Origin of the sequence: Shewanella sp. GD03713, from assembly GCF_029843705.1 — a bacterium.
In the GTDB taxonomy this organism is placed as follows: Bacteria; Pseudomonadota; Gammaproteobacteria; order Enterobacterales; family Shewanellaceae; genus Shewanella.
Genome location: NZ_JAOCIW010000001.1, coordinates 1790386 through 1813524 on the forward strand (window position 1 = coordinate 1790386; position 23139 = coordinate 1813524).

General features: G+C 48.4%; 18 protein-coding genes. 8 read left to right on the top strand and 10 right to left on the bottom strand.

Annotated elements, in window-relative coordinates; genetic code table 11:
* Positions 1-24: 24 nt before the first annotated feature.
* Positions 25-624 (bottom strand): arylesterase, encoded by a 600-nt coding sequence (locus tag N5E87_RS08025; RefSeq protein WP_086903891.1) that lies wholly within the window; start codon positions 622-624, stop codon positions 25-27.
* 52 nt (positions 625-676) lie between these two features.
* Here N5E87_RS08025 and N5E87_RS08030 point away from each other — a divergent pair, with 52 nt between their 5' ends.
* From N5E87_RS08030 to lepB, 3 genes are all read left to right on the top strand, one after another.
* On the top strand, positions 677-1426 hold the full coding sequence (locus N5E87_RS08030) for an ABC transporter ATP-binding protein (protein ID WP_086903892.1): 750 nt from the start codon (positions 677-679) through the stop codon (positions 1424-1426).
* 3 nt (positions 1427-1429) lie between these two features.
* Entirely contained in the window at positions 1430-3931 is a 2502-nt protein-coding gene (locus N5E87_RS08035; RefSeq protein WP_086903893.1) for an FtsX-like permease family protein, read from the top strand.
* Positions 3932-4260: 329 nt separating this feature from the next.
* Positions 4261-4923, top strand: a complete 663-nt coding sequence (gene lepB, locus N5E87_RS08040; RefSeq protein WP_086903894.1) for a signal peptidase I — start codon at positions 4261-4263, stop codon at positions 4921-4923.
* A 109-nt stretch (positions 4924-5032) separates the two neighbouring features.
* On the opposite strand, the gene gltS is transcribed toward lepB, so the two are convergent.
* The 3 genes from gltS to folX all read right to left on the bottom strand — a co-directional run bounded on the left by gltS (position 5033) and on the right by folX (position 8151).
* Positions 5033-6256, bottom strand: a complete 1224-nt coding sequence (gene gltS / locus N5E87_RS08045; RefSeq protein ID WP_086903895.1) for a sodium/glutamate symporter — start codon at positions 6254-6256, stop codon at positions 5033-5035.
* Positions 6257-6821: 565 nt separating this feature from the next.
* Positions 6822-7712, bottom strand: coding sequence for a TIGR01777 family oxidoreductase (locus N5E87_RS08050; protein ID WP_086903896.1), 891 nt, complete (start codon positions 7710-7712; stop codon positions 6822-6824).
* A 70-nt stretch (positions 7713-7782) separates the two neighbouring features.
* The gene (folX, locus tag N5E87_RS08055) at positions 7783-8151 is read right to left on the bottom strand and encodes a dihydroneopterin triphosphate 2'-epimerase (protein ID WP_011622266.1); all 369 of its coding nucleotides are present in this window, start codon (positions 8149-8151) and stop codon (positions 7783-7785) included.
* Positions 8152-8248: 97 nt separating this feature from the next.
* Between folX and N5E87_RS08060 the strand changes: the two genes are divergently transcribed.
* Both N5E87_RS08060 and N5E87_RS08065 read left to right on the top strand, forming a co-directional pair.
* On the top strand, positions 8249-9355 hold the full coding sequence (locus N5E87_RS08060) for an AI-2E family transporter (protein ID WP_011716596.1): 1107 nt from the start codon (positions 8249-8251) through the stop codon (positions 9353-9355).
* Positions 9356-9361: 6 nt separating this feature from the next.
* Positions 9362-10273, top strand: coding sequence for a class I SAM-dependent methyltransferase (locus N5E87_RS08065; RefSeq protein WP_086903897.1), 912 nt, complete (start codon positions 9362-9364; stop codon positions 10271-10273).
* Between the two features lie 117 nt (positions 10274-10390).
* Here the strand turns inward: N5E87_RS08065 and N5E87_RS08070 are convergent, their stop codons facing one another.
* The 4 genes from N5E87_RS08070 to ackA form a co-directional block, all read right to left on the bottom strand.
* A complete protein-coding gene (locus N5E87_RS08070; RefSeq protein ID WP_086903898.1) occupies positions 10391-10615 on the bottom strand; it encodes a hypothetical protein in 225 nt (74 codons plus the stop codon).
* A 545-nt stretch (positions 10616-11160) separates the two neighbouring features.
* Positions 11161-11595 (bottom strand): hypothetical protein, encoded by a 435-nt coding sequence (locus tag N5E87_RS08075; RefSeq protein WP_011622271.1) that lies wholly within the window; start codon positions 11593-11595, stop codon positions 11161-11163.
* A 458-nt stretch (positions 11596-12053) separates the two neighbouring features.
* Positions 12054-14207: a phosphate acetyltransferase gene (pta, locus tag N5E87_RS08080; protein WP_011716598.1), complete on the bottom strand. Its 2154-nt coding sequence runs from the start codon at positions 14205-14207 to the stop codon at positions 12054-12056.
* Positions 14208-14329: 122 nt separating this feature from the next.
* Entirely contained in the window at positions 14330-15529 is a 1200-nt protein-coding gene (gene ackA / locus N5E87_RS08085) for an acetate kinase (protein WP_086903899.1), read from the bottom strand.
* Between the two features lie 141 nt (positions 15530-15670).
* Here ackA and yfbV point away from each other — a divergent pair, with 141 nt between their 5' ends.
* Positions 15671-16114: a terminus macrodomain insulation protein YfbV gene (gene yfbV / locus N5E87_RS08090; RefSeq protein WP_083757889.1), complete on the top strand. Its 444-nt coding sequence runs from the start codon at positions 15671-15673 to the stop codon at positions 16112-16114.
* A gap of 15 nt (positions 16115-16129) precedes the next feature.
* Here yfbV and pflA read toward each other — a convergent pair whose 3' ends face one another.
* Together pflA and pflB are read right to left on the bottom strand one after the other, a co-directional pair.
* The gene (gene pflA / locus N5E87_RS08095) at positions 16130-16870 is read right to left on the bottom strand and encodes a pyruvate formate lyase 1-activating protein (protein ID WP_086903900.1); all 741 of its coding nucleotides are present in this window, start codon (positions 16868-16870) and stop codon (positions 16130-16132) included.
* 63 nt (positions 16871-16933) lie between these two features.
* On the bottom strand, positions 16934-19216 hold the full coding sequence (gene pflB / locus N5E87_RS08100; RefSeq protein ID WP_086903901.1) for a formate C-acetyltransferase: 2283 nt from the start codon (positions 19214-19216) through the stop codon (positions 16934-16936).
* Positions 19217-20235: 1019 nt separating this feature from the next.
* Here pflB and focA point away from each other — a divergent pair.
* Together focA and yfcC are read left to right on the top strand one after the other, a co-directional pair.
* Positions 20236-21210: a formate transporter FocA gene (gene focA, locus N5E87_RS08105; protein ID WP_086903902.1), complete on the top strand. Its 975-nt coding sequence runs from the start codon at positions 20236-20238 to the stop codon at positions 21208-21210.
* A gap of 337 nt (positions 21211-21547) precedes the next feature.
* Positions 21548-23065, top strand: coding sequence for a putative basic amino acid antiporter YfcC (gene yfcC / locus N5E87_RS08110; RefSeq protein ID WP_086903912.1), 1518 nt, complete (start codon positions 21548-21550; stop codon positions 23063-23065).
* Positions 23066-23139: the final 74 nt, after the last annotated feature.

The window sequence follows — 23139 nt, forward strand, 5'->3', positions numbered from 1 at the left end:
TATTAGCTTAAAATTGCAGCGATTTTATTGAGTTAATGCTTTTTCAATCCAAGGTTGCATCCAAGTGGCGATCTTCTCTTGGGCCTTTTCATTGGGATGAATTCCGTCCCTTTGCATCAACTCAGGGTGGGGAGCAATGTCCTGCATAAAGAAGGGAATTAATGCAATCTCCTCGTCTTTAGCAATCTCTTGATACACTTGGGTGAACTTTTGGGTATAGCGAGGGCCATAGTTAGGCGGTACCATGATTTCGGTCAGTAGCACTTTAGCACCGCTATTTTTCGCTAGGGTAATGATTTGGATTAGGTTATTTTTGAGTTGCATCGGGGGGAATCCACGTAAACCATCGTTACCACCGAGTTCGACCACCACCAAATCGGGGGCCACGGAATCGAGCAGCGCAGGCAAACGACGCAAACCACCCGCTGTGGTTTCACCGCTCACCGAACCATTGGTAAATTCATGCTCGGGTAAATTTTTTTGCAGCAGCGCCACCCAGCCTACTTGTTCCGACATGCCATAGCTGGCACCTAAGCTATCGCCGAGGATCAACACTTTCGCCGCCTGAACTGGCGTGGTTATAAACAGACTTAACAGGATGCAGGCGCTCACGGCCTTTGCCATCGGCTTGCATCTAAGCGATTGACGCAAGAACGATTTGTATAAGAAGGATCCTATGTCTAACGTCGTTTCAAAAAACAGTGCCATCAATGTTGTTAACCTCGAAAAATCGGTGACTACTCAGGAAGGTTCGCTCACTATCCTCAAGGGCATTAACTTAGATGTCAAGCAGGGGGAAAGTGTGGCGATATTAGGCCCCTCAGGTTCGGGCAAATCGACACTGCTTGGCTTACTCGCCGCGCTCGATACCCCCACGTCGGGGGAGATTTGGCTCGATGGCCAAGCCCTATCACCGCTCAATGAAGAACAGAAAGCCGCGCTGCGTAAGCAGAAAGTGAGCTTTATTTTTCAATCTTTTATGTTAGTTGATACCTTAACTGCCCTCGAAAATGTGATGCTACCTGCCGAGCTTGCTGGGGTTAAAAATGCCAAGGAAAAGGCTGAGGCCATGCTGGGGCGTGTGGGGTTATCCCACCGTTTGACCCATTTACCTAAACAATTATCTGGCGGCGAGCAGCAAAGGGTAGCCATTGCTCGCGCCTTTATTTGTGAACCTAAAGTGCTATTTGCCGACGAGCCAACCGGCAATTTGGACAGTGTTAACGGCCATAAAATTGCCGATATGTTGTTTGAACTGAACCAAGAGAGCCACACCACGCTCATCCTAGTGACCCATGACTTGCAATTGGCGAAGCGCTGCCAAAGGCAACTGGTTATGGACAACGGCCACTTGCAGGAAGAGTTAAATTCGGCCCAATCGCACAGTGTGAATAACAACCTTGAATTAAGCGCCAAGGAGGCCTAACCCATGGAGCTTAATTTGGCATGGCGCCTGTTTAAGCGCGAGCTGCAACAGGGGCAGTTGTTATTGATTATCCTCGCGATTACCTTGGCGGTGCTGTCGGTCAGCGGTCTAGCGCGTGTCAGCGAGCGTTTGCAGGTCGCGATAAACGGGCAAGCGACTCAGTTTATCGCCGCCGATCGCATTATCGACTCTCCCGTTCAAATTGACGCTAGCATTCTGGCTAAGGCTGACGAACTTGGTCTTAAGCATGTGACCAATATGCAATTTAACTCCATGGTGTATGCGGGGGATAAGTTTCAGTTAGTCACAGTGCGGGCGGTTGAGTCTGGTTATCCACTTAAGGGCGACATAGAACTTAAAGCGGACAATGGCCAAGATGAAAAAGCTCAAGGCTTGCCCCACGCCGATGAGGTGTGGTTCGAGAGTCGCTTAGGGGGACTCTTGGGATACCCGCAAACACTGGAGTTAGGCAACAGTGAGTTTCGTTTAAGTCAAGAAATCAGCCGCTTACCCGATGCGGGTTTTAATCCATTCGCTTCTTCCCCCGTGGTGTTAATGCGGATTGAAGATGTCGCCAAGACTGGGGTTATCCAACCCGGCAGCCGAGTGACCTATCTGTATCAATTTGTGGGCGAAGAAAGCGCCTTAAGCGCCTTTGAAAATAGCGTTAAACCGCTGCTGAATAATTCCCAGCGCTGGGTCGATGTGCAGTCTGGCGACTCACCGATAGCGGGCGCGGTGAAGCGGGCGGAGCGATTTTTATTGCTGGCAAGCTTGCTCGGTATTGCGCTGGCCTGCGCCGCGATTGGGATTGCCGCCCAGCGTTACTGCCAACGTCATTATGATGTGGTGGCTATGCTTAAAACCTTTGGCGCCTCATCAACACAAATTCGTCGACTGTTTGGTATCCATTTGCTGCTGGTGACGCTGTTTGGCATTGTGCTGGGGCTTATAGGTGGAACACTGCTGGATTTAGGCATTAATCAACTGTTACCCCCTGAAATTGCTGCCTATTCGCCGCCGTTGACGCGGCCGCTACTGCTTGGGATCAGCACAGGGCTTATCAGCGCCTTTATGTTTTCAGCCTATCCTTTAATGCGTCTGCTGGCGATTCCGCCACTGCGGGTCATACAAAGACAGCTCGAAGGTTTGCAGCTCGGCATGTGGCTGCATTTACTCTTAAGTTTAGGGGCGATGGCACTGTTGGGATATTTGTATTCCCAAAGCTGGGCGCTGACACTGACGGTAGTCGCGGCTGTGCTGCTACTGGGCGTATTGCTCAGTATTTTAGGCTTTGTGATGATCCGCCTTGGTCACAGTGTCGGCATGAAAACCACCAATCCCTTGCAACTGGCACTCGCGGGTTTACGCCGCCGCGCGCGGCAAAATGCGGTGCAACTGGTGGGCTTTAGTGCGGCCTTGGTATTACTACTGACCATTTTGGCCCTGAGGCAAGATTTACTGAACGAGTGGCAAAAACAGCTGCCCGAGAATGCGCCCAACTATTTCTTGGTCAATATCGCCCCCGATGATGCTAAGCCATTAAATGACTTTATGGCGCAAAAGGGCATAGCTGCAACGGATATCTATCCCGTGATTCGCGGCCGCTTGACTCAAATCAATGGTGAAACCTTGATTTCCGACGAGCAGGCCGAAGCGGGAGAAAAGGGACGAGTAGGAATTTCCCGCGAGCTTAATCTCACCTGGCGCAATACCTTGCCCGCCAACAACGAGTTGGTCGAAGGGCAGTTTAATCAGGCGGCGGATGAGGTTTCTGTCGAGTCAGGTGTTGCCGAGCGTTTAGGGCTAAAGCTGGGCGATACGCTGACCTATATGATTGATAACAAAGAGCTTAAGGTCAAGGTCGCCAGTATCCGTACCGTGCACTGGGAAACCATGCAGCCAAACTTCTTTATGATCTTCACGCAAGAAGCGCTGGCGCCCTTTGCCTATACCTCGATGGCAAGCTTCTACCTCGACGACAAAAAACCGGATGTGCAAGGGAGTGATGCTCCGAAGAGCACAGTGATCCTCGAACTTATTCAGCAGTTCCCAACGGTGTCGATTATCGATGTCGGCGCCATGGTCGGGCAATTGCGGCAGATTATTGAGCAGGTATCCCTGTCGCTGACGTTGGTTTTGGTTCTCGTCTTACTGGCCAGTTCTTTAGTGCTTATCGCCCAAACCGAGGCGGGAATGGCGACACGCCAGCGTGAACTCGCGGTACTGCGCACCTTTGGCGCCTCTGGCTGGTTACTGCGTAGCGCCACTGGGTTTGAATTTGCGTTACTGGGGGGCATAGCTGGGGTGCTTGCAGTGATAGTGGCGGAATTTGCGCTGTATCTGTTAAAGACCCAAGTGTTTGAACTCAATGTGTATATGCACTGGCCCTGGTGGGGGATTGCCCCTGTCTGCGGTGCCTTGCTAGTTGCGCTGCTGGGTGTTTGGCGCTGCCGCCAATTGCTCAATCAATCCTGCGCCGAATTGTTAAAAGCGGGCGCTTAAGTTAAGGTGCGTTAGCGGTTAAGGAAAATGCCGTAATGCCATAATTTTAAACCATTTTTTGTCAAATAAAAAAGCACTGGCCTAAACCAGTGCTTTTTTCATGGCGATTATTCGAGTGTTTTAGGTTGAGGCTAAGTTTGTGGCTAAGTTTGAGCATTTGTCACATTGGCTTACAAATGGAAAAAGCCAAGATGTTATTCGCGAAGAACTTTGCCGATATTGATGAGTCTATTTAACGAGCAAGCATTGCTTACGTCAGGCAATTGATAGCTTAGCACTGTCATTAAACGAGAAGATTGCTGGATTTTGGCCTTAGGGAGATAAACAGAATGTTTAAAAGAATAAGAACATTACTTAGAGATAATCGCTCCATTTTATTGTTTATCAGCCTAATGCTGGTGTTCAGGAGCGCGGTGGCCGATTGGAATACTGTGCCGACAGGCTCTATGTTGCCGACGATTGTTGAGGGCGACCGCATTCTGGTGAATAAGATGGCTTACGATATCAGAGTGCCATTTACCCATATCCCACTCGTTAAGCTTGCGGACCCAACACGTGGGGATATTATCGTGTTCGACTCTAAAAAAGCCGATAAAAAGCTGATTAAACGGGTGATCGCCGTACCCGGTGATACTGTGATGATGCGGGATAATCGCTTGTATTTAAATGGCAAACCACTCGTATATACACAGCAAACATTAAGTGCCTATGCGCCGGAGAATGTCTCCGAATGGCAGGAGGATCTCCGCGGCATAGCCCACAGTATTCGACTTAATCCGCAGCCCTCGCAGCTGGCTAATTTTGGCCCAGTTACGGTTCCTGATAACCAGTATTTGGCGTTAGGGGATAATCGAGATAACAGTGCCGATTCACGAGTCATAGGTTTTGTACCTAGGGAGGAGATTGTTGGCCGCTCAAGCTCAGTGGTCTTCTCATTGGATTACAACGATTATTACTTGCCGCGACCAGAACGCATGATGCGCGCGTTCTAATTTGTCCTTTGATTTCACTCTTCACGAGATTCACGAGATATAAAAAATGGCGCCCTTATCGGCGCCATTTTTGTTTGATGATAAAGCGTTTTCACAAAACCTTGTGCGATTACATCAAAAAGCTGAGGTAGCCCTGCAATACAATTAAATTGACTATATCGATAAAGAAGGCGCCGACAATCGGTACCACCATAAAGGCCTGCGGAGAAGGGCCTGTGCGTGACACCAGTGCGCCCATATTCATCACCGCAGTAGGAGTAGCGCCCATACCAAAGCCACAGTGACCGCCGGTGATCACCGCCGCGTCGTAGTTACTACCCATGATTTTGAAGGTCACAAAATAGGCGAATACCGCCAGCACTGCGGTTTGCACCAGCAGGATTATCAGTAGTGGGATAGCCAGATCCAAAATTTCCCACAACTTTAGGTTCATCAAGGCCATAGACAGGAATAACGACAGCGCCACAGTACCTATCACATCGATACTCTCAGTATGGGGTTTATAACCTCGGGTCACTTCGGTGATGTTGGCGATGATCACCCCAAGAAACAGGGCATAGACAAAGTCCGGCATCTTGAGCCAATTCAGCTGATATTCGCTGACAAACACAGTAAACCATTTGGCTCCAGCAACGCAGATCAGCAGTACAAACAGGGTTTCGATGATTGTCTTAGCGGTCACTTGGTCTTCTTCGAGCTGATCGTAGGTGACCAGTTGAGGATGCGTGGCGTGGTGTTTACGGCCCATGCCGTAGCTTGAGACCAGATTGTGTTTGCCAATTAATCGTTGCGCGACGGGGCCGCCGATAATGCCGCCCATGACTAAGCCAAAGGTGGCCGCCGCCATGGCAAGCTCTAAGGTGTTGATGCCGTAGTTTTCGGCAAAGGTTTGTGACCAGGCAACACCTGTCCCATGGCCGCCTGACAGCGTAATCGAGCCAGCGATAAGGCCTAAGATGGGGTCTAAACCGAGGAGGCTTGCAAGACTCACCCCAACAGCATTTTGAATGACGATATAAACCGAAGCGACGCCAAGGAAGATAAACACTTTTTTGCCGCCACTGAGCAGTAGCTTGTAGTTTGCCGACAAACCTATCGTACTGAAAAACATCAGCATTAAGGTGTTTTGCATGGGTAAACTAAAGGCGAGGGTGATGTCTTGGAAATGTAAAAAGGCCACGACGGCGGCGACGACCAGTCCGCCAACGATAGGTTCGGGAATATTGTATTGTCTAAAAACACGCACATGGCGATTGATGGAATGGCCAATAAACAGCACGAAGATAGCAATTAAGAACGACTCGAGTTCGCCAATTGTATAAGTGGTGTGCATGATAGTTCCTTACAAATGGTTTGTGTGGGAATACCGCTGTACTCAAGCTGGCTGTATTCAAGCTGAGTGAGGGCGACCCATCTCGTTATTTAGCATTATCTAATGCTAAGTGTTAAACGCGCGATCTAAGGACAGATTCTTATCAATCCCCAAGACTGGAGAAGGAGTATTAAGCGCGAATATGAACCGTATTGGTGTAGTTGATCAGCATCGCGACAGAGGGTGCGGATACTGAAGATAATGAACTTGCTCGGAGTGTTAACTGTGCTTCAGTGCGGGCGCTAACACGTCAATAGCGATAAGCAAGAGGTGGGGAGTGTAACAGAAAAATGCGCCAATGTCGTTAAATTGTCTTTAAAATCATTGTGTTGCATTTATGTTTTTCGGCTGTTGCCAGATGCGAGCGCTGCATTTAAAAAAATCACGTCGATAAATAAATCGCCACAGGGGATTTTTATCTCTGATTTTCAAGCCATTATTCAGCATGGCGTTAACCCTCGACTCTGCGCTTGGTAACATTTTATTCTCAAGCCAGTTACCGATAATGGCGGAGTCGAAAAAACTGTTAACTCGCGAGTACGTCCCTTAGCGCAGGTTCGAGTCGCTCAAAGCGGAAGCTAAACCCCGCATCTAGCGCATGTTTGGGGAGCACAAATTGCCCTTCGATAAGTAACTCCGCCATTTCGCCCATCGCGAGTCGCAGCATAGCGGCTGGGGTCGTGATAAAGGTTGGGCGATTTAATACTCGACCTAGGGTGGTGGCAAACTCGGCGTTACTGACAGGATTAGGCGCGGTGGCATTGAAAATGCCCTTGCATTCGTCATGGTTGAGTAAAAAGTCTATCAGCGCCACCATATCCTGAATGTGTATCCAACTCATGCCTTGGCAGCCGTGGCCTATTGGTCCACCTAGCCCCAATTTAAACGGTGGCAACATCTTCGCGAGTGCGCCGCCATGGCCAAGCACTATACCCGTGCGTAGGATGCAGACGCGGGTTTTGGTGGCGGCTTGCTGCGCGAGTCGCTCCCATTCCTGACAAATATCATGGCTAAATTCGGGGTGTGGGGCTGCGGTTTCATCGATGGGGATAGCACCTTGGCGGCCATAAAAACCGATGGCAGAGCCACTTATCATCACTTTGGGCGGGGTGCAGCTGTGTAAAATCAGTTGGCTTAGTCGCGCCGTGGTATTCCAGCGGCTATCGCAGATGCGCTGCTTTTGCTGCGCGCTCCAACGTTTAGCCACAATGGGCTCGCCGGCGAGATTTATCACCGCATCGATATGATTTAAATCATCAACTTCATCTAAGGTACTGAGATATTGGTGCTGCGGGCCTAATAGTTGCCGACTGGTGCCGGGGTGGCGGGTGAGCAAGACCAATTCATGCTCATTGGCTAAATGGGCGACTAACTGCTGACCAATAAACCCACTAGCTCCCGTTATCAATATCTTCATCGTCGAGTCCTTGGTTGATGGTTTTCTTTGATTATAAGCAATATACGATAACGGGCTTGCGGGGATCACTTTATTGCTGTTTTTGGTAACACAACTCCATAGACACCGAATCGGCAAAGCGCAGAGCGTGGGGCTTATCGATTTCGACGCTGGCAAATTCGACCCAAGGATGCTCACTGGCGATGGCTAGTGTCTGGCTGGTGAGGTTTTCGAGCAGTGAGAAGCGATTGTTTTCAATCAACTCAATGATTTTTTTTGTGATGGTACGATAATTCAGCGCATCGTCGACATTATCACTGTTGCGCGCCTTGTCGGCACAGTAGTGAATGACGACATTGACGATCACATCCTGCCGATTTTGGATTTCATCTTCTTTTATACCGATAAAAGTGCGCAGTCTTAAGTTTTTAATGCGTATAATCGCGGTTTCTGGTTTCATAATGACAATCTAGTTTTATGGCTTAGGTGATTGAGTTTGAGACTTTTCTTGGGCTAGCCTAACAACTTTATCTAAGATCAAGAAGGATTTTTACGCCATGACACGTTCCAATACGCCGTCTGCCGCTTACAAAGGTTTTGCCGTCATGGCCTTTGTGGTGATTATTTTGGCAGGGATAAAGGCCGCCAGCCCGATTGTTGTTCCCTTTGTACTATCCAGTTTTATTGCGGTGATTTGTAATCCGGCGATTGGCTTGATGACCAAATACCGCGTACCTAAATGGCTCGCCGTGATCCTGCTGATGGGTTTTATCGTGTTGATGGGATTATGGCTCGCCTCCCTTGTTGGCAGCTCCATTAACGAGTTTTCTAAGCAGTTGCCGCAGTATCGCGATCAGCTGGTGGAGCAGTTTTCTTGGGTGCTGCATAAGTTGCAGGCGCTGAATATCCAAATCTCCAAGGAACAAGTGCTGGCCTATTTCGACCCCGGCATGGCGTTGTCTATGACCACCAATATGCTCTCGGGTGTCGGCAATGTGATGGCGAATTTGTTCCTGATCATTCTGACCATCGTCTTTATGTTGTTTGAGGCGCAATCTTTGCCGAAAAAACTGCACTTGGCATTGGACGATCCCGATATGCGTTTGCAGCAGATTGACCGTTTTCTGCAATCTGTGAATCAATATATGGTGATCAAGACCTTAGTAAGTTTAGCGACGGGCTTGATTGTCGGTGTGGGGCTTGCAGTTATTGGGGTGGATTACGCGCTGCTTTGGGCTGTTATTGCCTTTTTATTCAACTATATTCCCAACATTGGCTCGATTATCGCGGCCATTCCCGCCGTATTACTGGCCTTTATCCAATTAGGCCCCGCTGCGGCTGGCGGTACTGCGCTGCTGTACGTTGCTGCCAATATGGTGATGGGCAACCTGGTCGAGCCTAAATTTATGGGCCGTGGTCTTGGGCTTTCGACTTTAGTGGTGTTTTTATCATTAATTTTTTGGGGATGGTTGCTGGGCTCGGTAGGCATGTTGCTGTCAGTTCCCTTAACCATGGTCGTCAAGATTGCCCTCGAATCCAGCAAGAGTGGTAGCTGGTTAGCCATTTTATTATCCGACGATGTGGATGATAAACTGGTGAGCCAATCGACAAGCACCGCTCCGATTTCTGAACCTGTCGATACCCATTCAACAGATAATAAGTAGTAGATAATGCAACGTTTTATAGATGCACTGGCGACGATAGAAGTCGGTGAAGATGCCACGCGATTATTCCATGGCCGCGGTGGTTATTACCCTGGCTGCGAACATCTTTGTTTAGATTGGTTCGCGCCAGTATTGTTATTGACCAGTTTTATTCCCCTCGATGCGGCAGATTTGGCCGAGTGCCAACAGGCGATTACGGCGCGCTGGCAAGCGATACAGCCCAATCGGTCGTTGAACTTGGTGTATCAATACCGCAGTGCAGGCGAAACCTTTAGCCAAGTACTGGCGGGGGAGGTGCCCGATCCCCATGTGGTCAGCGAAAACGGCGCCCAGTTTCAGGTGCATTTATTGCGGGGACAAAACCACGGTTTGTTCCTCGATATGGCCAATGGACGTGAATGGGTTAGAGCCCATGCTCGCCATAAGAAAGTGCTGAATTTGTTTGCTTATACCTGTGGTTTCTCGGTGGCAGCACTGCAGGGCGGTGCCGACGAAGTCGTGAACATGGACATGAGTAAAGGGGCGTTAGCCATAGGCAAGCAGAATCATCTTCTCAATGGCTTTAGCGCGGGCGCACGTTTCTTAGGGCACGATATTTTTAAGTCATGGGGTAAGTTACGCAAGTTAGGCCCCTATGACATAGTGGTTGCCGATCCGCCGAGTAATCAAAAGGGCAGTTTCGTGGCGACTAAGGATTACGTGCGTTTGATCAGGCATTTACCCGAGTTGTTAGCCGAGAATGCCGAGGTGCTACTCTGCTTAAATGCACCGGAACTCGATACTCAATTTTTGCGCCAGCAGGTTGAAGACGCCGCGCCAGCACTCGAATACCTTGAGCGCTTACCCAATCCCGCCGCCTTTGTTGATGTCTCTGAGGAGAAATCATTAAAGGTGCTGCGCTACCGCTTAAAAGTGTAAGCACTCTGGTCTCATTAAACGCTGTCATAAAATGCCATCATAAGACCTTGAAAGGCTTTATGATGGCGTCTAATGATGTCGCTTCGCGCCTTATCTCATCTTTACTTAATTAGCCTGTTAATAGCTTAACCGCTCCGAGAGTTGCGATTGCCCATGATGTTCAATGGCGAGACTGACATTGTGTGGGTCTAAGTGCTTAAGCGCCGAAATTTCAGAATAGAGCTTATCCTGCACATCGAGCGGGATATTCATTTGATCCATAAACATATGGATCCCCAAGATATCGCCGTGGTTGAATAAGGTAGTGAGTTTTACTGCTTCAAACTCAATGATGGCATTCATATCGACCTCCTACTCGCATCATTATTTAATTGATAGCAGTTTGTGCCCGTCTTCCTAGATTCTTTGTTTGTAAGCACGCGCCCTTTAGTTCATTAGGCTATATCAACTGAAAGGCTTTCATTTTTAGATACGTTTTTACGGCTTTTTAAGCGTTAAAAACCGTTTTTATCTTTTACATCGAAACAAAACTGAAAGTTTTCTGTAATTATCGATCTGGCTTTGGTATACTCTGCGCCACGGAAATTCCCTTTCCTCATGGGCAAAATGTCAGCATAGAACGGCATGCCTTTGCGACCTTACAAAATCGAGCAGGAGTTGTTATGGAAGTTCATGAATACGAAAACGCCTACTACCAAGTTAAAGACGACGTGATGACGTCTTTACCTGCACAGAGCGAAGAAGAAGCGGTCTAAGTCTTGTAAACCTGAGGTTTACAGTGCGGATTCTGAGTCTGAAGTAACAAATACAAGCACATGAAAATAGCAACCCTAGGGTTGCTATTTTTTTATCCGTTGTAGGAGTGCAAGCTGAGTGGGGGAAACCGTTTAGCCATTCACCTTACGTTTTTCGGGCATGAACTCAACGATAATCCATTTGCCGCCAATTTTATGCAGGCGAATGGTTCTGTCATCAATCCAAGGCTGTCCACCCTTTAAGCCCTTCATCTTAACGACGACCATGACGTCTTTGGTGAACTTACGGAAAAAGTCGATATCAATATCATCAATTTCCATTTCGACATTGGTCATCGACAGGCCGAGCATATTACGCTGTACCGCTGCGGCGATGTAATAGTGGGTTAAGACTTCTTTGAGTGGAGCATCGACATATAACTTGGCTTTCTCCACATCTCGGTCAACGTAAATGGCGCTAAAAAAGCCGAGACTTACCTCTTCGGGAGTGAGCACGTGCTGCTCTTTGTCTCCAGCATCGCCACAACCAAACAAAAACAATAGTGAAAGGAAAAATAAGGTTCTCATGGCTTTTCGTTATAGGAATTTGTCATGAGTATCGCGATTTTAGCGGCTATGTTCAAGTTTTGTAATAATGGTGGACACTGTCGAAAATGACTTGACTCGGATCGGCCGCCTGTGGCATATCTGAAAGGATGACTTCATTAGGTTATCCACAGAATCTGTGGACAACTATGTTGAAGACTAGATGGATAATTTTTAAGTGGCTGATTGTATATCGATTTATTTGCTGGTTAAAAAGTGACGCTTTTCCGTAGCGCCGTTATCCAGGCATTTCCTTGTGGATATTTTCTTAGTTTTTCCCAGTCTATTCACAGTGTGTTAATTTCCCCAAACAGCATTTTTATGACCTTTTGAGGATATTTTAAGCGTTTAATGCTGCCATTTTTGTGAGCTTTTCCCTTCGGAAATAAAAAAGCACTGAGGAGTTCAGTGCTTTTTTGATGATGCTTTAGCTAAGTATATTAGGCTTTGCTGGCATCGTTTTGTGACGCTTGAATCGCCGTCAGTGCGATAGTGTAGACGATATCGTCCACTAAGGCGCCGCGGGATAAGTCGTTCACAGGCTTACGCATGCCTTGCAGCATTGGGCCAATGCTGATGAGGTCGGCACTACGCTGTACAGCTTTGTAAGTGGTGTTACCTGTGTTGAGATCTGGGAACACGAATACAGTCGCTTGACCCGCAACAGGGCTGTTAGGCGCCTTAGAGCGAGCCACGTTTGGCATGACGGCCGCATCGTATTGCAGTGGACCGTCGATTACTAGATCTGGGCGTTTTTCTTTCGCAATACGGGTCGCTTCACGCACTTTATCCACATCTGAACCAGTACCTGAGTTACCGGTTGAGTAGCTGATCATCGCCACTCTTGGTTCGATGCCGAAGGCCTTGGCAGATTCCGCCGATTGAATCGCGATATCGGCCAGTTGTTCAGCGTTAGGATCGGGGTTAATTGCACAGTCACCGTAAACCAGCACTTGGTCTGGCATCAACATAAAGAAGATTGAAGAAACAAGGCTAGAACCCGGTGCGGTTTTGATCAGTTGTAGCGGCGGACGAATCGTATTGGCCGTAGTGTTTACCGCGCCAGAGACGATACCATCAACTTCGTTTTGCGCCAGCATCATAGTGCCGAGCACCATGTTGTCTTCTAATTGTTCTTTGGCAACGACTTCAGTCAAACCTTTGTTGCGACGCAGATCGAGCATTGGTTCAACATAGCGATCGCGAACTTCATCGGGATCGACAATCACAACACCTTCACCCAGAACAACGTCTTGCTGTGCTGCAATACGTTGAATTTCATCTTTTTTACCTAACAGCACGCAACGCGCAATACCCCGTTCGGCACAAATCGCGGCGGCCTTGATGGTACGTGGCTCATCACCCTCAGGCAGTACCACAGTTTTGTGGGCGGCACGCGCAAGTTCGGTGAGCTTATAACGGAACGCGGGAGGTGATAAACGATGTTCTCTTGGAGAGTTTTTGGTCACGCTTTCAATCCAGCTCTGATCGATATGGCTGGCAACGTACTCTTGGACTAAATCGATGCGTACCGCATCATCCACTGGCACTTCGTGGTCGAAGCGTTGGATATTTAATGACGTCTGCCAAGTGTTAGTATCGATGAGGAATACTGGTAAACCTGTCTCGAAGGCCTGTTCACACAGTTTCAGAATTTCAGGCTCTGGCTCGTAGCTACCAGTGAGCAGTAGGGCACCAATCTTCACGCCGTTCATGGCAGCAAGGCATGCTGACACAATCACATCCGAGCGATCGCCAGAGGTCACCAGCAGTGAGTCTGTCTTAATGTGGTTGACCATATTGGGCAAGCTGCGGGCGCAGAAGGTGACTTTACGCAGACGGCGGGTGTTCATCTCGCCGGCATTGAGAATGCGGGCACGTAAATGCTTCGCCAGATCCGATGCGCGTGGCGCAACCAAATCGAGATTGTAAGGCACGCTACCTAAGATGCGCAGTGGGCTCTTACCTGGCATTTGGAACATGATGGACGCATCTGAGCGTTGTACGCCTTGATGATCGAATACTTCCGATAAGTCTGGGCGCGCGCGACCTTCATCGTCTACTGGTGCGCCAATCTTGTTGATCACGGCACCAATAAGACGTTTGTTGTTTTTGCCGCCCCACGAGTTGTAGGCAATTTCGAGGCGGTTCATCAGGCCGGTTGGGGTGTCGCTGCCGGGGGTGGCAATGAAAATCACGTCCGCATCCATTGCCTTGGCGATGGCGTAGTTCACATCGTCGGCAAAGGGATGGTTACGGGTTGGCACTAAGCCTTCAACAATCAGGGTTTCGGTATTGCTGGCGCATTCTGCTGCGCGGGCAATGATTTGCTCCATTAGCACATCGGTTTGATCGGCGCGGATCAGTGCTTCGGCATGGGCCATGTCGAAGGGCTCTAACGGATTGACCGTGGGCGATTTGCTTAAAATCGTGGTTGAGCGCTCTGGGCCATTATCATTAGGACGCAGCTGTGAAATGGGTTTAAAGAATTGGACTTTTACCCCGTGTCGCTCTAATGCGCGCACCATACCTAGGCTTAAGGAGGTCAGGCCAACTCCTGTGCCTATGGGGATTAACATGATATTTCGAGACATAAAAACCTCTAAGTTCGATGGTTTTTGGCAGAGTGAGTCGCCTCTGCTTTGCTTGTGTTTATTTAGCCGTAGGTCGCTAATAATAAAGCCGTTTGTCTGAGCAAACGGCTTGAATCATCTTATTATTTTGTAATGAGTTTAATCGAATCTTCGGCGATAACCCACTCTTCGTTGGTGGGAATGACCATGGCAACAGTACTGTTGTCAGTGGTGATGATGCCTTTTTTACCGAAGCGGGCCGCTTTGTTACGCTCACCATCCACATGGAAATTGAAGATTTGCAGCATGTTGAGCACTTTCTCGCGGATGATGTCGGAGTTTTCACCGATACCACCGGTAAAGACCACGGCATCTAAACGACCGAGCGGTACAGTGTAAGACGCGATATATTTCGCCAGACGGTAGCAGAAGATTTCCAGTGCTAAGGTCGCGCCTTTATGACCATCGGCATAACCTTCTTCGATGCCACGGCAATCGTTGGTCAGTTCAGAAATCCCGAGCAAACCACTTTGCTTGTTCATCAGGTTGTTGACTTCTTCCAGCGTGTAACCCAGTTGGTGCACTAAGTGGTAGATGATAGATGGGTCGAGATCGCCACAGCGAGTTCCCATGACTAAACCTTCAAGCGGCGTCAGTCCCATTGAGGTATCAACGCTCTTACCGCCTTTAACCGCCGTCACAGAGGCACCGTTACCTAAGTGCGCGCAGATCACATTGGTTTCTTCTAAAGGTTTGTTCAACACTTTAGCGGCTTCACGGCTAACAAACAGATGGCTAGTACCGTGCATACCATAGCGGCGAATACCGTGCTCACGGTACAGTTTGTATGGCAGGGCGTAGATGTACGCGCGCTCAGGCATGCTTTGGTGGAATGCAGTATCGAACACCGCTACTTGTGGCAGTTTAGGGAAAGATGCAATGGCCGCGCGAATACCGATAAGGTGCGCAGGGTTATGCAGTGGCGCCAGTGAAGAACATTCTTCAATACCTTTGATCACATGCTCGTCGATGATCACAGAACGAGTGAACTTTTCACCGCCGTGTACGATACGGTGACCCACGGCTTGGATCTGCGCGGCTAATTCAGGTTGACCAGCAAGGATTTTATTGACGATAAATTCAACGGCTTCGCGGTGAGCGGTAAATGCACCTAAAGAGGACTCATGCTTTTCACCGTTGATTTTCCATTTAATGCGCGAGTCTTCTAAGCCAAAACACTCGGCGAGGCCAGAGATCTGATCGTCACCTGTTTGCGCGTCAATGACGGCAAATTTGAGTGAAGAGCTACCGCAATTGAGTACTAAAACCAGTTTATTAGACATGTGTAAACCTTTTGCCATTGTGTTTAAATTAACGATTCAAAATCTTGGGAACGCTTGCGTAATTTGCCATCGCAGTCTTGGGGCGCAGTGCCAGATTGTGCTATGGTAAAAGCAGTGTTCCTCTGTTGTAGGTGTCTAAAATTGAGTATCAATATTCTCAAAACCTTAGGTGACGGTCGTCGCTATATGAAGACGTGGCCTATGGTTAGACAACTCGGTTTGTATTTTCCTGAGTATCGGGTGGTACGCGCCACTCAGCTTGCCATTCTGGTGATGCCAGTGCTGGCGATTTTGGCGAGTGTGAGTCAGATTTATACCTACGGTTGGGCGTTTTTACCCCAAGCCCTCACAATCGCGTTGTTCTTTATTAGCCTGCCGTTGCAGGGCTTATTGTGGTTAGGCTGGCGTGCGCGCCATCCATTACCTTTATCGCTGTTCGACTGGAGTAATCAGTTGAGTGCGAAATTGTCTGCCATGGGCATTCATTGCCAATCCTTGGGCGCTAAGGCGTGTTACCTTGATATGGCGCTCATCTTAAAAATAGCCTTTGAGCGCTTAGATGCCAGTTATTGGGAGGAGCTTTAAGCCTCCCTTGGCTTCTTAATAGACCGCGTAAATCCCCTGTGAGCTAAACACGGCTTTAATTTTTTCCATGGTGTCGCGACTCGGTGGTGCAACGCCATCGAGCTGATAGGTTTCTCCCATCGCTTCCCACTTGTGTTTACCCAGTTCGTGGTAGGGCAGGAGTTCAACTTTTTCAATATTCTTCATGGGCTTGATAAACTCGGCCAGTTGTAAAGCCGAGGCTTCATCGTCGGTAAATCCACCCACAACCACATAACGTATCCAGGTAGGCTGATTGCGTTTGGCGAGATACTCGGCAAATTGCAGCGTTCTGTGGTTACTGACCTTCGTCAGTTCAATGTGTTTTTCGTCATTCATTTGCTTGATATCGAGCAAAACTAGATCGGTATTATCGAGTAGCTCATCGATCACTGGCGTGTACTTACGCACAAAGCCGTTGGTATCTAAACAGGTATGAATGCCTTCTTTCTTACAGGCTTTAAAGAGTTCGGCGACAAACTCCGCCTGTAATATGGCTTCGCCACCGCTGGCGGTCACACCGCCGTTGCTGGCATCGAGGAATGGACGGTAGCTAATGATTTGGCTCATTAACTCGTCGACCTGTACTTCTTTGCCACCATCCAGATCCCAAGTGTCACGGTTATGACAATACTGACAGCGCATTAAACAGCCTTGCATAAAGGTGATAAACCGTATGCCTGGACCATCCACTGTGCCAAAGGATTCCACTGAGTGGATCCGACCGGTAACTGCCATTGTGACTCCTGTTGAAATAAGTGAGGCTGTAGCACATTGTACTACAGCCTTACCTAATTTAGCTTACAGACCTTTTGTGAAAGTACGTGTGATCACGTCTTGCTGCTGCTCTGGGGTCAAAGAGTTAAAGCGCACTGCGTAACCCGAGACCCGGATGGTCAGTTGTGGATACTTGTCTGGATTGACGACCGCATCCTCGAGCATTTCACGGTTCATCACGTTAACGTTCAAGTGTTGACCGCCTTCGTGTCCTTCGTTGTGGGCGAAATATCCGTCCATCAACGCCGCGAGGTTAGTGCGGCGACCGTCTTCATCTTTACCTAAGGCATTAGGCACGATAGAGAAGGTGTAAGAGATACCGTCCTGTGCGTGGGCGAAAGGCAGTTTCGCTACAGAGGTTAACGAGGCAATCGCGCCTTTCTCATCACGGCCGTGCATTGGGTTTGCACCCGGTGCAAATGGCGCACCTGCGCGGCGGCCGTCTGGCGTGTTACCAGTTTTCTTACCATAAACCACGTTTGAGGTAATGGTCAGAATTGACTGAGTTGGGATAGCGTTACGGTACATCTTACGGTCGCGGATCTTCGCCATAAAACGTTCAACTAAGTCACAGGCGATATCGTCGACGCGTGGATCGTTGTTACCAAATTTTGGATAATCACCGCTGATCTCAAAGTCGACGGCAATGCCGTTTTCATCACGTACAGGTTTAACTTGAGCGTACTTGATAGCAGACAGTGAGTCGGCTGCGATAGAAAGCCCTGCGATACCACAAGCCATAGTGCGACGTACATCTCTGTCGTGCAGCGCCATCAGCGCAGCTTCGTAGGAGTACTTGTCGTGCATGTAGTGAATAGCGTTCAGTGCTGTGACATATTGGGTCGCTAACCAATCCATCAGGCCGTCTAAGCGATTCATTACGTCATCGAAGTTCAATACTTCGTCGGTGATGGGGTCGGCTTTTGGCGCGATTTGGATTTTCAGTTTTTCGTCAACGCCGCCGTTGATCGCATACAACATGGTTTTTGCCAAGTTTGCACGGGCGCCGAAGAACTGCATGTGTTTACCCACAACCATTGGGCTCACGCAGCAAGCGATAGCGTAATCGTCAGATTGGAAGTCTGGACGCATTAAGTCATCGTTTTCGTACTGGATAGAGCTGGTGTCGATAGACACTTTCGCGCAGTACTTTTTAAAGCCGACAGGCAGTTTGTCAGACCAGAGCACAGTGATGTTTGGCTCAGGGCTTGGGCCCATAGTGTATAAGGTGTTTAAGAAACGGAAGCTGGATTTGGTTACCAGTGTACGGCCGTCTAAGCCCATACCGCCGATAGATTCAGTAGCCCAAATTGGGTCGCCTGAGAATAACTCATCGTATTCAGGAGTACGTAGGAAACGCACCATACGCAGTTTCATCACGAAATGGTCAATCATTTCTTGAGCTTGTTGCTCAGTGATTATGCCGTTTTTCAGATCGCGCTCGATATAGATATCGAGGAAAGATGAGGTACGGCCTAAAGACATTGCCGCGCCGTTTTGGCTCTTCACTGCGGCTAAGTAACCGAAGTAAGTCCATTGGATCGCTTCTTGGGCGTTTGTCGCTGGGCGAGAAATATCGAAGCCGTATTTCGCGGCCATTTTTTTCATTTGACCGAGAGCGCGGTGCTGCTCGGCAATTTCTTCACGCAGTTGGATAACGTTAGATAAATCTTCACCGGCTTCGAACTGCGCTTGCAGTGAGCTGAATTGAGCAAATTTATCCTTCATTAAGAAGTCGATACCGTACAGCGCTACGCGGCGATAGTCACCGATAATACGTCCACGACCATAGGCATCGGGTAAACCAGTTAATACGCCGGATTTACGGCATGCCATGATTTCTGGGGTGTAGACGTCGAATACGCCTTGGTTGTGGGTTTTACGCAGTTCTGAGTAGATGTATTTTACATCGGCGTCGAGTTCGCGGTCATAAGCGGCACATGAGCCTTCAACCATGCGAATACCACCGTTAGGTAACATAGCGCGCTTGAGCGGCGCATCGGTTTGTAAACCAACGATAGTTTCTAAATCTTTATTGATATAACCCGCGTCATGGGAAGTGATGGTAGAGACCATCTTAGTATCGAAATCAACTGGCGCGTGGGTGCGGTTTTCTTGCTTGATGCCTTCCATTACTTTGTCCCACAACTTGGTTGTGGCTTCGGTGGCACCGGCTAGGAATGACTCGTCACCTTCATAGGGAGCATAGTTTTGTTGAATAAAGTCACGTACATTGACTTCAGATTTCCAATCGCCAGGGGTAAAACCTTCCCATGCGTTGGCAAACAGTTCAGTTTTGTCGGTCATCGTACTAATACCTTTTGGTTGAGATAAAGGTCATTGGCGCTCATGGGGCAAACCATGTTGAGTATAGGCCAATCGCTATTTCCTGATTAAAGCTCCCTTCAAGATGACGCCCTATGATGGGAACTGGAACTTGGGGATGTTTATCGCGCCAAGTGTCTGTCTATTGATACCCGATAAGATGACAAATATTCGTTTAACTTGGATTATCGGTTATCGATAACTCTTTTGTGAATTGGTAAGACCAATTACCCATGAGCATATTAACATAGCTCTTATACTCTCGCATCTTAAACGGGCGAGTTTGTGCCCGGTTAATCGCAAATTTGCTAGCAAGGTAGCATTTTTTTAGCACAATAAGGTTTAAAGCACGCTTTTGCTGGCCGATTATGGGCCAATGTCATCGCTTATTTGATTGACTGTCGCGCTTTTAACCGACGAAAGCTATCACCGTATCGATTGATTTTGATTGTTTACGATTTAGGCGGCTTTTAGCCTGACAAAACCTCCATCGCAAAAGGCTTATTTATACGGAATGCAGGGCGGTAGTAGGGCGTTTGATGGAAAATACGCCGACATGAAATCGTTTCATTTGAGGGGATGGAAAACATGATTGTTTTTACTTAAATGAATGCCGCGCGAACAGGAGCTCGTCACCAAGTCGTCATCTAGATTATGGAAACTCTGCCTTCTGTAAGGTTAAATCTGCTTAATCTTACTTAAAAATGCGCTTTAAAAGCGCCATAGCAAAAAGGTGAAAACTGACTAAAATTGGTATGACCAATTAACCTTTTGTGTTTATGGCTTCAAAAATTTTACATTTTACCTGTGAATAGCATCACGCTTTGGCAAACTCTGCTTCACGGCCAATGCGATTTGTATGTTACAAAGCGTGACTTTAGTGAGTCATCATTTAAGCAAGTCTTAATGTAAATTTTGATTGGTTTGATCTGCGCTTGGGCGCTGTAGGAGAGACCTATGTTGCAAGTTCGCGTTTGTTTATCGGTTTTGGGAGTACAGTTATGAAAGACTCACATGCTAATGCTCCACAAACATCCTCGACTGGCCATGAGCCAATACAGGTTTCTTCACACTTTAGTTGTTATCACCAAGCCGAAATTTACGGCAAAAGCAAAGTGGTTAAGGCGCCTTGGCAATCCTTTGGTTTAGCGGTCTTTGCAGGCGCTTTTATTGCCTTAGCCTTTGTGTTTTACCTGACAGTCACTACGGGTGCCGGTGATAGCGCCTGGGGCTTAGTGCGCTTGGTGGGCGGGATTGCCTTCAGCTTAGGCTTAATTTTGGTGGTGATTTGTGGTGGCGAGCTGTTTACCAGTTCGGTGCTGAGCAGCGTTGCATGGGCGCAAAAACAGGTGACCACCAGTGAATTGCTCAAATGCTGGAGCCGCGTGTATATCGGCAACTTCGTCGGCGCCATGTTAATGGTTGGCTTGATCATGGCGGCGGGCTTATATGAGCTCGATGGTGGTAACTGGGGATTAAACGCGCTAAAAGTGTCGCAACATAAGCTGCATCATACTTGGGTGCAGGCATTTAGCTTAGGTATTTTATGTAACATGTTGGTGTGTCTGGGTATTTGGATGACCTTCGCCAGCCGCGAATCCCTAACCAAAGCAATTTTACTGATCCTCCCCGTGGCCATGTTTGTCAGCAGTGGCTTTGAGCACAGTATCGCAAACCTGTTTATGGTGCCGCTTGGGATCACCATTCAGTCGGTAGCCAGCCCTGAGTTTTTTGCATCCCTAGGCGTGACCCAAGAGCAATTTGCCGATTTAACCGTGGCAAACTTTGTATTCAATAACTTAATTCCCGTGACCTTAGGGAACATTGTCGGTGGCGGCGTGATCGTTGGCCTCGGTTATTGGTGGATTGAGCAAGGCCAAATTGCCTTACCCGATCCGCAAAAATCCCATCAGGCACATTTTTTTGCATCGCCTCTGCATACTGAACAGGCGAAAAATAGCCAAGAAAGAAAGTAAGTAAGAGAGTTAGTCACTAAGCGAGCCAGTAATTAAGAGAGTCAGTTACTTAGGTTTTTGATAACTGTTCCTTTAGCGACTGTTTGCCTTAGGCTCATAAATATGCCCAGTGTTACTGGGCTTTTTTCTGTATTTGCCGTAGCAGACATTTTTATGTGGATTGCTTGGGTGTGATAGATGTAAGCATTTTGCGTATTGATGCAAGCGAATGAAGATTTTATGTACTGATTTATAGCGCTTTAGTTTATAGTGCGGCCTTTTCCGTTTGACATAAAATGGCGCATCTATGACGACTCTACCCTCGACGACTCAGCCAACAGAAGCAGCTCAGACTGCTATGGCACCATCCGCTTCACACGCTCCCTCATCCTTTCAAATGCCCGATACCTTAGTGATCATCTTTTTTGTGGCATTACTTGCGGGATTAATGACTTACTTTATTCCGATTGGGTCGTTTCAAACCCAAGAGGTGCATTATCTGGCCGATGGCGTCGATAAAGCGCGGACGGTAGTCGACCCTAATTCTTTTGCCTATCAATTGGATGATGCGGGCGAGCCTAAGTTACAACCCGTGGCACTGTTTAAAGGCGAGGGCGGGGTAGGCTTTTTTAACTTCGCCTTTGAGGGCCTAACCTCGGGGTCTAAATGGGGCAGCGCGATTGGCGTGATCATGTTTATGCTAGTGATTGGCGGCTCTTTCGGGGTGGTGATGGCCACTGGCACCATAGATAACGGCATCTTAAAGTTAATCGATAAAACCCGTGGCAATGAAAAGTTATTCATTCCGGTGATATTTACGCTGTTTTCCCTCGGCGGCGCCGTATTTGGCATGGGAGAAGAGGCCATTGCCTTCGCGATTATCATCTGCCCACTCATGATCCGTTTAGGCTACGACGGTATCACCACTGTGATGGTGACCTATGTGGCGACCCAAATAGGTTTCGCCAGTTCTTGGATGAATCCCTTCAGTGTGGCAATTGCGCAGGGTATTGCGGGGATCCCGGTTCTTTCTGGCAGTGAGTTTCGCTTCCCTATGTGGCTCGGATTCACATTGCTTGGCATCGTTTTTACCATGCGTTACGCCCATCGCATTCAGCAGCAACCAAGTCTTTCCCATAGCTATCAGTCCGATGCTTATTTCCGTGAGCACCATGCTAATACAAAGCTCGAGAGCCGCTTTAATCTTGGGGATGTGTTGGTGCTGTTGTTGTTAGTGTTAACTATGGTGTGGGTGATTTGGGGCGTTGTGGGAAAGGCGTGGTTTATCCCCGAGATCGCCAGCCAGTTTTTTACCATGGGGATGGTGGCCGGCGTTATTGGCTGCGTGTTTAAGCTCAATGGCTTAACGCTTAACAAGGTCGCGCAGAGTTTTAAGGATGGCGCTAAAACCATGTTAGAGCCAGCCCTTTTAGTGGGATGCGCCTCGGGGATTTTACTGCTCCTTGGCGGCGGTACTCCGACTGAACCGAGTGTGCTTAATTCGATTCTGAACAGCGCTGGTGGGGTGATTGGCCATCTGCCGGATGCGCTCTCGGCGTGGTTTATGTTGTTGTTTCAATCCGTATTCAACTTTTTCGTGACCTCGGGTTCAGGGCAGGCCGCTCTGACTATGCCATTGATGGCACCTCTCTCTGATATCGTTGGTGTGACGCGCCAAGTGGCGGTATTGGCCTTTCAACTAGGCGATGGCCTCACCAATATCATAGTGCCCACTTCAGCTTCTTTGATGGCGACCCTTGGCGTATGCCGCGTCGATTGGGGCAACTGGCTGAAATTTGTGTGGCGTTTTATGTTGCTGCTGATGTTGGTCTCAAGCGTGCTGGTGATTGGCGCGCACTATCTTGGATTTAACTAGGTGCGAGGATTTAACTAGGTGCGAGGATTTAGCTTGCCGCTGGGGTTCACCTTAAGCTGCGGGTAAATAGGCGT

Bases quoted from the DNA above. Each gene is read 5' to 3' on its own strand.
- N5E87_RS08025 (WP_086903891.1), bottom strand. From the start codon at position 624: ATGGCAAAGGCCGTGAGCGCCTGCATCCTGTTAAGTCTGTTTATAACC.
- N5E87_RS08030 (WP_086903892.1), top strand. From the start codon at position 677: ATGTCTAACGTCGTTTCAAAAAACAGTGCCATCAATGTTGTTAACCTC.
- N5E87_RS08035 (WP_086903893.1), top strand. From the start codon at position 1,430: ATGGAGCTTAATTTGGCATGGCGCCTGTTTAAGCGCGAGCTGCAACAG.
- lepB (WP_086903894.1), top strand. From the start codon at position 4,261: ATGTTTAAAAGAATAAGAACATTACTTAGAGATAATCGCTCCATTTTA.
- gltS (WP_086903895.1), bottom strand. From the start codon at position 6,256: ATGCACACCACTTATACAATTGGCGAACTCGAGTCGTTCTTAATTGCT.
- N5E87_RS08050 (WP_086903896.1), bottom strand. From the start codon at position 7,712: ATGAAGATATTGATAACGGGAGCTAGTGGGTTTATTGGTCAGCAGTTA.
- folX (WP_011622266.1), bottom strand. From the start codon at position 8,151: ATGAAACCAGAAACCGCGATTATACGCATTAAAAACTTAAGACTGCGC.
- N5E87_RS08060 (WP_011716596.1), top strand. From the start codon at position 8,249: ATGACACGTTCCAATACGCCGTCTGCCGCTTACAAAGGTTTTGCCGTC.
- N5E87_RS08065 (WP_086903897.1), top strand. From the start codon at position 9,362: ATGCAACGTTTTATAGATGCACTGGCGACGATAGAAGTCGGTGAAGAT.
- N5E87_RS08070 (WP_086903898.1), bottom strand. From the start codon at position 10,615: ATGAATGCCATCATTGAGTTTGAAGCAGTAAAACTCACTACCTTATTC.
- N5E87_RS08075 (WP_011622271.1), bottom strand. From the start codon at position 11,595: ATGAGAACCTTATTTTTCCTTTCACTATTGTTTTTGTTTGGTTGTGGC.
- pta (WP_011716598.1), bottom strand. From the start codon at position 14,207: ATGTCTCGAAATATCATGTTAATCCCCATAGGCACAGGAGTTGGCCTG.
- ackA (WP_086903899.1), bottom strand. From the start codon at position 15,529: ATGTCTAATAAACTGGTTTTAGTACTCAATTGCGGTAGCTCTTCACTC.
- pflA (WP_086903900.1), bottom strand. From the start codon at position 16,870: ATGGCAGTTACCGGTCGGATCCACTCAGTGGAATCCTTTGGCACAGTG.
- pflB (WP_086903901.1), bottom strand. From the start codon at position 19,216: ATGACCGACAAAACTGAACTGTTTGCCAACGCATGGGAAGGTTTTACC.
- focA (WP_086903902.1), top strand. From the start codon at position 20,236: ATGAAAGACTCACATGCTAATGCTCCACAAACATCCTCGACTGGCCAT.
- yfcC (WP_086903912.1), top strand. From the start codon at position 21,548: ATGGCACCATCCGCTTCACACGCTCCCTCATCCTTTCAAATGCCCGAT.